The organism is Kribbella sp. NPDC023972, assembly GCF_040639075.1.
Classification (GTDB): Bacteria; Actinomycetota; Actinomycetes; order Propionibacteriales; family Kribbellaceae; genus Kribbella.
Genome location: NZ_JBEZZH010000001.1, coordinates 1638868 through 1651785 on the forward strand (window position 1 = coordinate 1638868; position 12918 = coordinate 1651785).

Here is a 12918-nt window from a genome sequence, read left to right on the forward strand (position 1 = left end):
CGGTTCTTGCCGCCGAGCCTGGTCGGAGCGAGGCAGGTTGCGCAACAGTTCGTTATTTCGTTGCGCAGGTTGTGCAGTATTGTGCGACTGTTGTTGGACTATTTGGTCAGGGTGACCACTTCGGAGGTCGGTATGACGGTGGATGCGCTGGACGCCCGGATCCTGGGGTTGTTCGCGGCCGAGCCGCGGGTCGGCGTACTGGAGGCGTCGCGGCGGCTCGGGGTCGCCCGCGGCACGGTGCAGGCACGGCTCGACCGGCTCCAGCGTGACGGGGTCGTCCGCGGCTGGGGCCCGGACATCGACACCACCGCGATCGGCTATCCGGTGACCGCGTTCGCCACCTTGCAGATCGAGCAGGGCTCCGGCCACACCACGGTCGCCGAAGCCCTGGCCCGCATCCCCGAGGTCCTGGAGGTCCACACCATCACCGGCGCCGAAGACCTCTGGTGCCGCATCGTCGCCCGCTCCAACGCCGACCTCCAACGCGTCATCGACCAGGTGGTCATCGTCCAAGGCATCCAACGCGCCTCCACCGTGATCGCCCTCGCTGAGCAGATCCAGCACCGCGTACTTCCTCTCGTGCACGCAGCCACCAAGACCTGACCCATTTGCCTGGTTGACCCACCAAATGGGGGGTTTGCCACCCTGAATCAGGGTGCCGAACCCCCAACGGCGCTGGTCAGCCAGGCAATTGGAGGATTGGCGCCGCGCGGGGTGGGCAGTGGTGCTGCGTGGGTCAGGCGAGGCGTTTGGCTACTTCTATGGCGGCTCGGGCTACTCGGGGGCCGACGAAGTCGCGATCGAGTTTGCCCAGGACCACTACGCCGATGGAGGCTTCCACGCCGGGGACGCCGAGGACCGGCGAGGAGACGCCCTGGGCGCCGGCCTGGAGCTCGCCGGAGGTGACGACGAACGGGCGGCCGGCCGGGTCGGGTTTGCGGCGGCCGGCCAGGATCGCCTTTCCGGCGGCGCCCTGGTCGAGCGCGTGCCGGGAGCCCATCCGGTACGAGACGTGGAAGTCGGTCCAGCTCGGCTCGATCACCGCGATGGCGAGAGCTTCCTCACCGTCCGCGACAGTCAGGTGCGCCGTCGCCCCGGTGTCCTCCGCGAGCGAGCGCAGCACCGGCAACGCCGCGTCACGCAGCGTGGGCTGAACGCGACGGCTGTAGTGCAGGACGGCCAGACCGAGGCGGGCCCGGCCCTCACTGTCGCGCCGGACCAGCCGATGCAACTCCAGCGTGTTCACCAGGCGGTACACCACGGTCCGGCTGACCCCTAGCGCCGCGGCCAGCTCCGTGATCGAGAGGCCGTCCGGGGCGTCCGCCAGCAACTCGAGGACGGTGAGTCCCCGGTCGAGGGTCTGGGACGTCTCTGCGGGCACCTCCGAAGCGTATCCGTTTTTCGGGCACGGCCCGATGGCCCCGTATCTTGCTGCCGTGCGAAATTACTGGGCGCTCCTCCCCGCCATCGCCGTCATCATCGGGCTGATCCTGCTCTACGCGATCCCCACGCTGATCAATCCGAACTGGACCGGCTCGATCCTCGGCCTGTTCCGGCAGTTCCCCGAGGACCCGCAACCGGGCCAAAATCAGGCGCAGAACCAGGCGCAGAATCAGGCCCAGAACCCGGCGCAGAATCAGGCCCAGCACGCCCAGCGGCCGGCCGGCGCGCTCGGCGCGCAGCAGCTCAAGTCGCGCCGGCTGCTCGCCGCCGCCCTGGTGGCTGCCGCGGTCGCCCTGCTCGGATTCAACATCCAGCTGAACCGGGAGGCGAACGCCTGCTACCAGGCGGCCAAGGCGTTCGGCGCGAGCGACGGCAAGCCGGCCGAGGATCCGTGCATCCACATGATCTACGGCAGTTTCTTCGGCGACGGCAAGGGCGCGGCGCTCGAGGACGACGCGCAGCCGGTCGAGTCCTACCAGGTGGTCCACAAGAAGAAGCCGACGTACCTGCGCTGGATCCAGAACTCACCCAAGTACGACGAAGCCGACCTGCTGATCGGGACCGGGCTGAGCTGCAACTCCGACCTCCGGATCACCGAGGAGGAGGACAAGGTCGTGGTCCTGATCGACGCCGACCAGCCGTGCCCACAGGAGGACAGCGTCTCGCTGACCGCGTTCAAGCTGAAGAAGCCGCTCGGTGACCGGAAGGTGGTCACCGTCGACGACAAGCCGATGCAGCAGATCAACCCGGACGTCGATTCCTGGCCGACCGTACTGAAGAAGCTGGTCACCGGCGGCTGAGGAAGCTAGTCGAGCGCGCGGGTTTGGGAGTCGTACACCCGGAACGGCCGGTTCCGGGTGAGCAGCAGGAGCAGGCCGACGATGCAGACGGCCGCGCCGCCGAGGAGCGCGATCGTCGGGGTGGTGAGCGACGCCGTCGTCCCCGCGACGAAGTCACCCAATCGCGGACCGCCGGCCACCACGACGATGAAGACACCTTGGAGCCGCCCGCGCATCGCGTCCGGCGCGGCCGACTGCAGGACCGTGTTCCGGTACGCCGAGCTGACCATGTCCGCCGCACCCGACAACGCGAGCAGCGCGACTCCGAGCCAGATCGTCCGCGACAACCCGAACAGTCCGACCGCCGCGGCGTACACCGTGATCGCGACCACGATCGCCACGCCCTGGCGTCGTACCCGGCTGACCCACCCGGAGAAGACCACCCCGACGAGCGCCCCGATCGCCGGCGCCGCCTGCAGCAGACCGACCGTCCGGACTCCCCCGCCGAAGAACGCGCCCGCGACCGCCGGGAACAGCGCCCGGGGCTGGGCGAACACCATCGCGAGGATGTCCGCCAGAAACGTCGCCAGCAGTGCCGGCGCCGCCCGCAGGAAGGTGAACCCCTCGAGCACCGACCGCAGCCCGGCCCGCCGCACCTCACCCGTCGGTGGCACCGACGGCAACCGGAACAAGGCGTAGAGCGCCGCGGTGAAGGTCAGCACATCGATCAGGTACGCCGCCGCGAACCCCCGCCAGGCGATCACCACCGCACCCAGCAGCGGCCCCGCGGTGAAGCCCAGGTTGAACGCGGCCTGGCTGAGCGTGTTCGCGGCCGGCAACAGCTCGGGCCGGATCAGCCGCGGGATGATCGCCGACCGCGCCGGGTTGTTGACCGCGAAGCACGCCGACTGGCCGGCGACCACGGCGTACAGGACCCACACCTGGTTCCAGTGCAGTTGTGACTGCAGCACCAGGACCATCGACAGCAGCCAGAGCCCGGTCGACGAGGCGAGCGCGAGGGTACGACGGTCGATCGCATCGGCCATCGCCCCGCCGTACAGGCCGAACACGATCAGCGGGACCAGTGAGCACAGCCCGACCAGCCCGACCGCGAACGTCGACTGCGACAGTGCGTACACCTGGATCGACACGGTCACCGCGGTCATCTGCTGGCCGAGCTGCGACACCGTCGATCCGATCCACAACCGCCGGAAGTCGGCGGACTCGCGCAGCGGCCGGAGGTCAGTGAGCAGACGCACCCTGACAACTTAGGTCACGTCGGGAAGGTCCTCAGACCCGAGGGAACAGCTCGTGCTCGAGCGGCTCACCAACGGTCAGACCGAGCCCGTCGGTGACCACATGCGGCGCGCCCGTGTACGTCGCTTCGGCGTCGATGTAGATCGCCACGTGCGCGATCCGCGGGTCGTCGGTCAGGTTCGGCGTGGCGGAGTGGGCCAGGTAGGCGTTGTGGAAGGTGCAGTCGCCGGCCCGCAGTGGGATCGTCTTGCGCTCCTCCCACCGCAGGTCGGGTGACGCCCGGAACAGGTCGTCGCGATCGGACAGGTCCTGCCGGCGCAGGTCCTGGTGGTCGTGTGACCCCGGGATGAAGGTCATGCACCCGCGCTCCACCGGTACGTCGACCAGCGCCACCCACGCCGACAGCGAGTGCCGTGAACCGGCATGCGGCCAGTACGGCGCGTCCTGGTGGAACTCGGTGGCCGCGCCATTGTGCGGAGGCTTGATCAGCAACTGGTCGTGCCAGAGTCGCAGCGGGATCCCGGCCAGCGCGGTCGCCGCCGCGGCGAGCCGCGGGTCCAGCGTGAGCTCGCGCAGTACGTCGTCCTGCCGCCAGATGTTGACGTACTGGTTGAAGATCGGCGAGTCGCCGGCGTTGTCCGCGGCGATCCCGGTCGCCGCGGCGGCCGCGTCCCGGAACCGGGCCGCCTCGGCCGCGCTGATGATGTTCCGGATCCGGACGACGCCGTCGCGGCGGTAGGCCGAAATGGTCTCTTCATCCAGCGTGACGGTTGTCGTAGGGTCGGTCGTGGTCATGGGTCGGCTCCTCGGAATCCGTTGCCAGGTTGGTCCTTCAACCCTCGCCCTGGTGAGCGCCGTGGGGACAGGCAACCGTTGACCACTGGTTGAGTGATCTTGACCTTCGGAGGTGAGCGGTGCACAAGATCCTCAGCCGCGAGGTCTTTCCGGATCAGCGCCTCCCGGTCGCCGGCGAACGGCTCGAACTGGTGGCGGACGTCGCGCCGCACAGTCACGCGTTCTTCGAGATCGCGGTCGTGCTGGAAGGGCGAGGCCTCCATCTCTCCGCCGCCGGCGAACTGCCGCTCGAGCGGGATGCGGTCGTGGTCCTGCGGCCGGGCGAGTGGCACGGCTACGCCGAGTGCGACGGCCTCGTGCTCCGCAACGCCTACCTCGGCGCGGACATCTTCGCCTTCCTGTCCGGAGCTCTGGTCCCCGGCGACAAGGCGGCGTACCCGGCGCATCCGGCAGTCCAGCACGCGATGAGGTTGCTGGAGGCAAGTGTCGACGAGCCGTGGACGCTGGACCGGCTGGCCACGGCGGTCAACCTGGCACCCGGCTACCTGGTCCGCCTGTTCGGGCGGACCGCCGGGATCTCGCCGATGGCCTACCTGAACCGGGTCCGGGCCGAGCGCGCGGCCGGCCTGTTGATCGAGACCGACCTACCGATCGCGACCATCGGCGCGATGGTGGGCTGGCACGACCCCAGCCATGCCAGCCGCCGCTTCCACGCCTGCTTCGGCCTCAGCCCGACCCGCTACCGCACCACCTTCCGCCCGTGACATCCGACGGCACCCCCAGCCCGACGCCGTACCCCGGCGGTGGGCAAAGATGGTCACCATGAGTTCCCTGCGCACGCCTGACCCGAACCCTGGTTGGCTGTCCGAGTTCGCTCTCGAGGAGACCCGCTCGCGCGTCCCGATCCTGTACGTCGAGGCCGTCCCGGCCCGGGTCGACGTCGCCGGGCAGATCGAGCAGGTCGGAGTGCTGCTGCGCGGGTCGGCCGCGACCGGTCAGATCACCCGGACCCTGGTGTCGGGCCGCGTCCTGCACGGCGAGTCCATCCGCAACGCCCTCCAGCGCAACATCGAGAAGGATCTCGGCCCGGCCGCGTTTCCCCGGCTGCCCCTCAGCCCGGTGCCGTTCACGGTCGCCGAGTACTTCCCGCTCCCCGGCGTCGCCCCGCTGCACGACCCACGCCAGCACGCCGTGGCCCTCGTCTACGTCGTACCGGTGACCGGCGAGTGCGACCCCCGCCAGGACGCCCTGGAGCTGACCTGGCTGACCCCGAAGGAAGCCCTCGAGCCCAGCCTCCTGGACGACCTGGAAGGCGGCCGCGGCCAACTCCTCAAACAAGCCCTCGCCTGGTCCGGCGCCCTGATCTGACCGCCGCCGGCCGGCTCACCACGGCAACCGGCCCTCCTCGGCGTGGACTTCGCCAGTGGGGCCGTCGATCCCCAGGGTCGCCAACTGGACCGCGACGGCGGCACCTTGCTGTGGGCTGCGTGGCGCGTCCCAGCCGCCCATGTCGGTGGCGCAGTTGCCGGGGTCGGCCGCGTTCACCAGGATGCCGGTCCCGCGCAGCTCGTTGGCCAGCATCACGGTCACCATGTTCACCGCCGCCTTCGACGCGTTGTACCCCAAGGTCAGGATCGTCGACATCCGCGACTCCGGATCCCCGACCAACTCGAACGACGCCAGGGAGGTCGACAAGTTCACCACCCGCGCCCGCTCCGCCTTCCGCAGCAGGGGAAGCATCGCCTGCGTCACCCCGACCAGCCCGATCACATTCGTCTCGAACGCGTCCCGCAGTACGTCGCCTGCCACCCGGGACACCGCGTCGTCGCCGGCCGGGATGATCGCCGCGTTGTTCACCAGTACGCCGAGCCGCCCGTACTCGGCGTCGATCCGGCCGGCCGCCGCGCGGACCGACCTCTCGTCCGTCACCTCCAGCTGAAGCGCCTGCACTTCGTAGCCCTCGGCAACCAACTCCTTCGCCGCCGCCTCACCGCGGGCCAGGTCCCGCGACCCGGCCAGCACGGTGAACCCGGCCGCGCCGAGCTGCCGTGCGATCTCCTTGCCAATGCCTTTGTTGGCGCCCGTGACGAGCGCGATCTTCGTGTTCATGCGGTCCAGGCTGCGGCCGGACGGCGTACTCAGGCAGAGTGAGCCGAACCTGGGATCAGCAGTCCCTGTTTGCGGTTTGCGACGGCTGGAATCCTTGGGGCATGGATCGGGGACAGCTCGCGGAGTTCCTACGGTTGCGGCGGGAGGCGTTGCAGCCCGCCGATGTCGGCCTGCCCGCAGGGCTGCGGCGGCGGACGCCCGGGTTGCGCCGGGAGGAGGTCGCGAGCCTGGCCACCATGTCGACCGACTACTACACCCGGCTCGAGCAGGGCCGAGGCCCACGCCCGTCCCGGCCGGTGCTCACCGGGCTCGCCCGGGCGCTGCGCCTGGACGACGACGAGCGTGACCACCTCTTCCGCCTGGCCGGCGAGCAACCTGGCCCGCCACCGGGTCCACCGACCGATGTGCGCGTCGGCATCCTGCGGATGCTGGACCGGCTCGACGTGCCGGGCCTGGTCCTCGACGCGAAGTACGACGTTCTCGCGTGGAACCCGATGTCAGCCGCGCTGATCACCGACTTCTCGGCCTTACCGGTGAAGGAGCGCAATCTGCTCCGGCTGCGGTTCCTGCACGGCGACCGGCAGGCCGACCGATTCGGCCAGACCGCGACCCACGACTTCGCCTTGGCGGCCGCGGCCGACCTGCGCGGGGCGACCGGCAGGTATCCGAACGACCCGGGTATCGCAGCGCTGGTCGCGGACCTGCTGGCCGGCAGCGAGGAGTTCGCCGAGATCTGGTCGTTCCACGACGTGTCGCGGCAGCACAGCATGTGCCAGACGATCTTCCACCCCGAGGTCGGCCGGATCGACGTGATCTGCGAAGTCCTGGTCGTCCCCGAGCGCGACCAGCGCGTCGTCCTCTACACCGCCGAGCCCGGCTCCCCCTCCGACCAGGCCCTCCGCCTGCTCGGCGTCATCGGCACCCAGTCGATGTCGCAGGGTTGACAACCCCGCACCGATCAAGCGACTGTTTGATCCGTTGGATTCTGACGGAGGAGTCTGCTTGATGCGAAAGCTACTTACGATCCCGCTCGCACTCGGGCTGCTCGTCGTACCGGCTGCGGCCGCGGTGGCCGATCAGCGCGGGACCGCCGGCGAGCAGGCCGTGCCGGGGCGGTTGGTGTTTGCGGACGAGTTCAACGGTACGGCGATCGACCGGAACAAGTGGGCCATCCACTCCAACGCCGAAGCGGACCGCTGTCTCGGCAACAAAGGCAACCAGCAGCTCGAGTGGCACACGTGGGACGCGCTGTCGGTCCGCGACGGTCTCCTCACCATCACAGCACGGAAGAACAACCCGGAGCCCGGGTACGAGTGGTCCAGCGGGCTGATCACCACTGGCCAGGCGTGCGGCCACGAGCCGCCGAACTCCTTCGCGGTCCGGCCCGGTGACTACATCGAGACCCGGCTGAAGCTCCCGTCGGCGAAGGGATTCTGGCCGTCCACCTGGACGTGGAACGGCAACGGCTCCAACGAGCAGGACACCTACGAGTTCTACAGCGACAACCACAACAACCTGTATCTGACCAACCATCAGGACGGCGGCGGCAGCTGCACCTACCGCTCCCCCACCGACCTGACCACGGACTGGCACACCATCGCGCAGCAACTCGGCCCCGACGAAACGATCTGGTACCTGGACGGCAAGGAGATCTGCCGGCAAGGCCCGTACGCCGGCACCGGCGACGCCCTCATCCTCGACATGTTCGTCTACTCGAAGATCCCACCCGAGGTCACCACCGAATCCATGCAGGTCGACCACATCCGCGTCTACCGCGCACAGTGACCCCCGGCGGCTCATCGGAGGTCAGGCGCGGCGCTGGGTGGCCCAGTCGCGGAGGAGCTCGATGCGCTCCTTGAGCTGGGTGGACGACGCGTGGGCCGCCGCCGGACCGCCGAGCTTGCGGCGCAGGTCGTTGTGAATGACCCCGTGCGGCTGGCCGGTGCGGTGGTGCCAGGCGGCGACCAGACCGTTCAGCTCTCGCCTCAGCAGCGCCACCTGCTCGTGCGTCGCCAGCTCCGTCGGTGTCGGGTCCTCCCTGCCTGAGGACTCCGACCCCCGCTGGGACCGCTTCTGCGCCGCGATCGACTTCGCCTGGCGTTTGCGGAGCAACTCGCGCACCTGGTCCGGCTCCAGCAGGCCGGGCAGCCCGAGGAAGTCCAGCTCCTCGTCCGACGCCATGTCGCCGCCGGTGCCGTAGTCACCGCCGTCGAACACCACCCGGTCGAAACTCGCGTCCGACCCGAGGGCCTCGAACTTCGCCTCCAGCTCATCGCTGGCACCCTCGGTCTGGTTCGCCTTCGCGAGCAGGTCGTCCTCGAGCGCGAAGATGTCGCCGTCGTCATTCGAGTTCTTCCGGCCGAGCACGTGGTCGCGCTCGACCTCCATCTCGGCGGCGAAGCTCAGCAGCCGGGTCACCGACGGCACGAACACCGACGCCGTCTCACCCCGCTTCCGGGCCCGGACGAACCGCCCGACCGCCTGCGCGAAGAACAGCGGCGTCGACGTCGGCGTGGCGTATACCCCGACCGCGAGCCGCGGCACGTCCACGCCCTCGCTGACCATCCGGACCGCGACCATCCAGCGCGAGTCGCCCTCGGAGAACTTCGCGATCTTCTTGCTGGCCGACTTCTCGTCGGACAGGACGACGGTCGGCGCCTCGCCGGTGAGCTCGCGCAGCGTCTTCGCGTACGCCCGGGCCGTGTTCTGGTCGCCGGAGATGACCAGCGCGCCCGCGTCGGGCATGTGCCGCCGAACCTCGGTCAGCCGCTTGTCCGCGGCCGCCAGCACCGCCGGCATCCACTCTCCGGCCGGGTCGAGCGCCGTACGCAGGGCCTGAGCGGTGAGGTCCTTGGTCAGCGGCTCTCCCAGCCGGGCCGCCACCTCGTCACCGGCCTTCGTCCGCCAGCGCATCTCGCCGGAGTACGACATGAAGATCACCGGGCGTACGACGTGATCGCGCAGAGCGTGACCGTAGCCGTAGGTGTAGTCCGCCTTGCTCCGGGCGACGCCGTCCGAGCCCTCCTCGTAGGTGACGAACGGGATCGGGTTGTCGTCGCTGCGGAACGGCGTACCGGTCAGGCAGAGCCGCCGGGTCGCGGGCTCGAACGCCTCCCGGACACCTTCACCCCAGCTCAGCGCGTCGCCGCCGTGGTGCACCTCGTCCAGGATCACCAGCGTCTTGAACCGCTCGGTCCGGACCCGGAAGGCGAGCGGGTTCACCGCGACACCGGCGTAGGTCACCGCGACGCCCTGGAAGTCCTTGTTGGTCTTCCCGCGCCGGCCGGCGAACGCCGGGTCGATCGCGATCCCGGCCCGGTCGGCCGCGTCGGCCCACTGGACCTTGAGGTGCTCGGTCGGCGTCACCACGGTGACCCGCTCGATCAGCCGCCGGTGCAGCAGCTCGGCGGCCACGGTGAGCGCGAAGGTGGTCTTACCGGCTCCCGGTGTCGCCACCGCGAGAAAGTCTTTCGGCTGCTTGTCGAGATAGAGCTTGAGTGCCTCCGCCTGCCAGGCCCGCAGCTTGCTCGCGGTACCCCACGCAGCGCGGTCCGGGTAGGCCGGAGGTAGCACGGCTGGTGTAGCTGGCGCGTGCGAATCCACGGACGGCATACTCCCCCGATAGACGACTGTCGGCCGTGCAGGAACGTTACCTGACATCGAGGACAACCGTTGTACGGCATGTCGGGTACGAGCGGTCTGTGGAGAAAGTTCCCCGGACTACTGGTGTGGCGTCCTACACTCGGGGGCATGAGTACTCAGCTGACCCCTGGGGCAGAGACGGTTGTCGACGAGCGGACAAAGCCTTCGCTGGACGACGGCGACCACGAGCGGTTCTCGCACTACGTGCCGAAGGACAAGCTGACCGAGGCGATGGTGATGGGCACGCCGGTGGTCGCGCTGTGCGGCAAGGTGTGGGTGCCGAGCCGGGACCCGCAGCGGTTCCCGGTCTGCCCGGAGTGCAAGGAGATCTGGGAGTCGCTCAACCCCGGTGACGACGAGGGCGGCGACGAGTAGGGCCTGGCCCGGTCAGTTCTGGGTCGGGTCGTCCGGGTACGTCGCCAGGTAGGCCATCTGGTCGGTCTGGCGACGCAGAACCCGGCGCCACAGCGTGTCTGGGTGCAGGCTGAACACGTCGTCGGGCTCCGACTCGACGACGTACCAGGCACCCTCGGTGATCTCGCCTTCGAGCTGGCCGCTGGACCAGCCGGCGTACCCGGCGAAGATGCGCATTCGCTGGATCGCGCCCGTCAGCAGAGCCGGCGGTACGTCGAGGTCGATCAGGCCGATCCGGCCGAAGCACTCGCGCCAGCCCGGCGGGTCGGCCGACTCGATCACCTCGGCGACCGCTAGGGCGCTGTCGGTGCCGACCGGGCCGCCCATGAAGAGCACGCCGGGTTCGTTCACGGTGGTGGACCAGTCCGGGAGCACGCGGTCGACGGCCAGGTCGGCCGCGCGGTTCACCACCACCCCGAGAGCGCCGTCGTCGTCGTGGTCCAGCAGCAGGATCACGGACCGGCGGAAGGGCGGCTCGTCGAGCAGAGGTGTCGCCACCAGCAGCGAACCGGTCAGGGTCGAGGCCGTCATGCCTCCCATCATGTCGTGCCCGGCGAGGTTTGTACTACGGACCGCGCGACGGCGCCTTGGATCTCGTGGCCAGCCAGGCGCCCACAGCCACGCCGAGCAGATCCGCGAGCGAGTCGAACGGATCGCCGCTGCGCTGCGAAAGGGCGAAGTGCTGGACCAGCTCACTGATCAGCGCGTTGCCGACCAATGCCAGCAGCAACCACCGCGCGGGTACGGCGGCCTTGAGTCCGAGGAAGGCCACCGAGCCGAACAGGAACAGGTGGGCGATCTTGTCGGCCAGCGGCAGCCCGACGTCCGGACCGGCCTGGCTCGGCGAGTAGACGCCGTACAGCTGCAGCAGGCAGGCCGCGACGAATCCGATCCGCCACAACCAGACCTTTACACCCGAGCTGGTCGCCCCCGCCACGGAAACAGTCACGCCGGTGCGTCGTCCGGGTAGGTCTCGTGCGCCGGGGCCCTGCCGCCGGCCGCGTCGCGGACCGCATGCGCGACACTGTTGTGCACTTCCGGGTGGAAGACGCTCGGCACGATGTAGGCGGCGTTCAGCTCGTCGTCGGTGACGACAGCGGCCAGCGCCTTCGCGGCGGCCAGCTCCATCTCGATCGACACCTTCGACGACTGCGCGTCCAGCAGACCGCGGAAGACCCCCGGGAAGACCAGCACGTTGTTGATCTGGTTCGGGAAGTCGCTCCGTCCGGTGGCCACCACCGCCGCGTGCTCGCCCGCCTCCGCGGGGTCGACCTCCGGCACCGGGTTGGCCAGCGCGAACACGATCGAGTCCTCGTTCATGGTGGCGATGTCCTCGCCGGTCAGGAGGTTCGGCGCCGACACCCCGATGAACACGTCGGCCCCGGCCAGCGCACCCTTCAGGTCGCCGCTGTACCTCGCCGCGTTGGTGTTCTCGGCGATCCAGCGCAGGTCGGGCGACAGTCCGTCGCGGTCCGGGTGGATCACGCCACCGATGTCGGCGACGCAGGTGTCCTTCACCCCGGCCGCGATCAGCAGCTTCAGGATCGCCGTACCGGCGGCTCCCGCACCGGACAGCACCACCCGCACGTTGCTGATGTCCTTGCCGACCACGCGCAGCGCGTTGTAGAGCGCACCGAGTACGACGACCGCCGTACCGTGCTGGTCGTCGTGGAAGACCGGGATGTCCAGCTCCTCGCGCAACCTCGCCTCGATCTCGAAACAGCGCGGGGCGGAGATGTCCTCCAGGTTGATGCCGGCGAACCCGGGCGCGATCGCCTTGACGATCTGGACGATCTCGTCCGAGTCCTGGGTGTCCAGGCACAGCGGCCAGGCGTCGATACCGGCGAACCGCTTGAACAGCGCCGCCTTGCCCTCCATCACCGGCAGCGCGGCCTTCGGGCCGATGTTGCCCAGGCCGAGGACGGCGGAACCGTCGGTGACGACCGCGACGCTGTTGCGCTTGATGGTCAGCCGGCGGGCGTCGTCGGGGTTGTTCGCGATCGCCAGGCAGACCCGCGCGACACCCGGCGTGTAGATCATCGACAGGTCGTCCCGGTTGCGGATCGGGTGCTTGGCCTCCATCGAGATCTTGCCGCCGAGGTGCATCAGGAACGTCCGGTCCGACACCCGGGCGATCTCGACCCCGGGGACGGCGCGCATCGCCTCGACCAGCCGGCCGGCGTGCTCGGTGTCGGCGGCGGCGCAGGTGACGTCGATTCGCAACCGCTCGTGACCGGACGCGGTCACGTCGAGTGCGGTGACCAGGCCGCCGGCCTGCTCGACCGCGGTCGTCAGCTTGCTCACCGTCGAGCCACCCGCGGGCACCTCGAGGCGAACGGTGATGGAGTACGAAACACTCGGCAAAGCAGTCACGCGGGTGATCCTCTCACGCCACTGGTAAAGCCCGAAGATTGTGTTCGTAAAGTGCACGGATAATCCATGACCCGCCCGGGGCGAACCACCAGGCCATCACAATCCG

The 12918-nt window shown here is 69.4% G+C and carries 15 protein-coding genes; 7 read left to right on the top strand and 8 right to left on the bottom strand.

The features are described from left to right. Positions 1-111 precede the first annotated feature (111 nt). Positions 112-603: an Lrp/AsnC family transcriptional regulator gene (locus tag AB0F43_RS07740; protein WP_360472112.1), complete on the top strand. Its 492-nt coding sequence runs from the start codon at positions 112-114 to the stop codon at positions 601-603. Positions 604-736: 133 nt separating this feature from the next. Here AB0F43_RS07740 and AB0F43_RS07745 read toward each other — a convergent pair whose 3' ends face one another. Next, on the bottom strand, positions 737-1381 hold the full coding sequence (locus AB0F43_RS07745) for a helix-turn-helix domain-containing protein (RefSeq protein ID WP_360472114.1): 645 nt from the start codon (positions 1379-1381) through the stop codon (positions 737-739). Between the two features lie 55 nt (positions 1382-1436). Between AB0F43_RS07745 and AB0F43_RS07750 the strand changes: the two genes are divergently transcribed. Further along, positions 1437-2243 carry a hypothetical protein gene (locus tag AB0F43_RS07750; RefSeq protein WP_360472117.1) on the top strand — a complete coding sequence of 269 codons (807 nt, stop codon included), beginning with the start codon at positions 1437-1439 and terminating at the stop codon, positions 2241-2243. 5 nt (positions 2244-2248) lie between these two features. Here the strand turns inward: AB0F43_RS07750 and AB0F43_RS07755 are convergent, their stop codons facing one another. Continuing rightward, on the bottom strand, positions 2249-3481 hold the full coding sequence (locus tag AB0F43_RS07755; protein ID WP_360472120.1) for an MFS transporter: 1233 nt from the start codon (positions 3479-3481) through the stop codon (positions 2249-2251). 31 nt (positions 3482-3512) lie between these two features. Beyond that, complete coding sequence (locus tag AB0F43_RS07760) at positions 3513-4274, bottom strand: phytanoyl-CoA dioxygenase family protein (protein WP_360472123.1); 762 nt, start codon at positions 4272-4274, stop codon at positions 3513-3515. A gap of 119 nt (positions 4275-4393) precedes the next feature. Between AB0F43_RS07760 and AB0F43_RS07765 the strand changes: the two genes are divergently transcribed. Both AB0F43_RS07765 and AB0F43_RS07770 read left to right on the top strand, forming a co-directional pair. Next, positions 4394-5038, top strand: a complete 645-nt coding sequence (locus AB0F43_RS07765; RefSeq protein ID WP_360472125.1) for an AraC family transcriptional regulator — start codon at positions 4394-4396, stop codon at positions 5036-5038. 58 nt (positions 5039-5096) lie between these two features. Continuing rightward, positions 5097-5642, top strand: coding sequence for an NUDIX hydrolase family protein (locus tag AB0F43_RS07770; RefSeq protein WP_360472128.1), 546 nt, complete (start codon positions 5097-5099; stop codon positions 5640-5642). 15 nt (positions 5643-5657) lie between these two features. Here the strand turns inward: AB0F43_RS07770 and AB0F43_RS07775 are convergent, their stop codons facing one another. Continuing rightward, positions 5658-6383 (bottom strand): SDR family oxidoreductase, encoded by a 726-nt coding sequence (locus tag AB0F43_RS07775; protein ID WP_360472131.1) that lies wholly within the window; start codon positions 6381-6383, stop codon positions 5658-5660. A 101-nt stretch (positions 6384-6484) separates the two neighbouring features. Here AB0F43_RS07775 and AB0F43_RS07780 point away from each other — a divergent pair, with 101 nt between their 5' ends. Then, positions 6485-7327 (top strand): helix-turn-helix transcriptional regulator, encoded by an 843-nt coding sequence (locus AB0F43_RS07780; protein WP_360472134.1) that lies wholly within the window; start codon positions 6485-6487, stop codon positions 7325-7327. 61 nt (positions 7328-7388) lie between these two features. After that, positions 7389-8168 (top strand): glycoside hydrolase family 16 protein, encoded by a 780-nt coding sequence (locus AB0F43_RS07785; protein WP_360472137.1) that lies wholly within the window; start codon positions 7389-7391, stop codon positions 8166-8168. 21 nt (positions 8169-8189) lie between these two features. Here AB0F43_RS07785 and AB0F43_RS07790 read toward each other — a convergent pair whose 3' ends face one another. Beyond that, positions 8190-9986, bottom strand: a complete 1797-nt coding sequence (locus AB0F43_RS07790) for a DEAD/DEAH box helicase (protein ID WP_360472139.1) — start codon at positions 9984-9986, stop codon at positions 8190-8192. 147 nt (positions 9987-10133) lie between these two features. Between AB0F43_RS07790 and AB0F43_RS07795 the strand changes: the two genes are divergently transcribed. Continuing rightward, complete coding sequence (locus tag AB0F43_RS07795; RefSeq protein WP_360472142.1) at positions 10134-10400, top strand: DUF3039 domain-containing protein; 267 nt, start codon at positions 10134-10136, stop codon at positions 10398-10400. A 12-nt stretch (positions 10401-10412) separates the two neighbouring features. On the opposite strand, the gene AB0F43_RS07800 is transcribed toward AB0F43_RS07795, so the two are convergent. The 3 genes from AB0F43_RS07800 to AB0F43_RS07810 are packed head-to-tail and all read right to left on the bottom strand — an operon-like array spanning position 10413 to position 12812. Continuing rightward, on the bottom strand, positions 10413-10970 hold the full coding sequence (locus AB0F43_RS07800) for a YqgE/AlgH family protein (protein WP_360472144.1): 558 nt from the start codon (positions 10968-10970) through the stop codon (positions 10413-10415). Positions 10971-11004: 34 nt separating this feature from the next. Further along, positions 11005-11388, bottom strand: coding sequence for a VanZ family protein (locus tag AB0F43_RS07805; protein WP_360472147.1), 384 nt, complete (start codon positions 11386-11388; stop codon positions 11005-11007). Continuing rightward, positions 11385-12812 carry an NAD-dependent malic enzyme gene (locus AB0F43_RS07810; protein WP_360472150.1) on the bottom strand — a complete coding sequence of 476 codons (1428 nt, stop codon included), beginning with the start codon at positions 12810-12812 and terminating at the stop codon, positions 11385-11387. Before AB0F43_RS07810 ends, AB0F43_RS07805 begins: the two co-directional genes overlap by 4 nt. Positions 12813-12918: the final 106 nt, after the last annotated feature.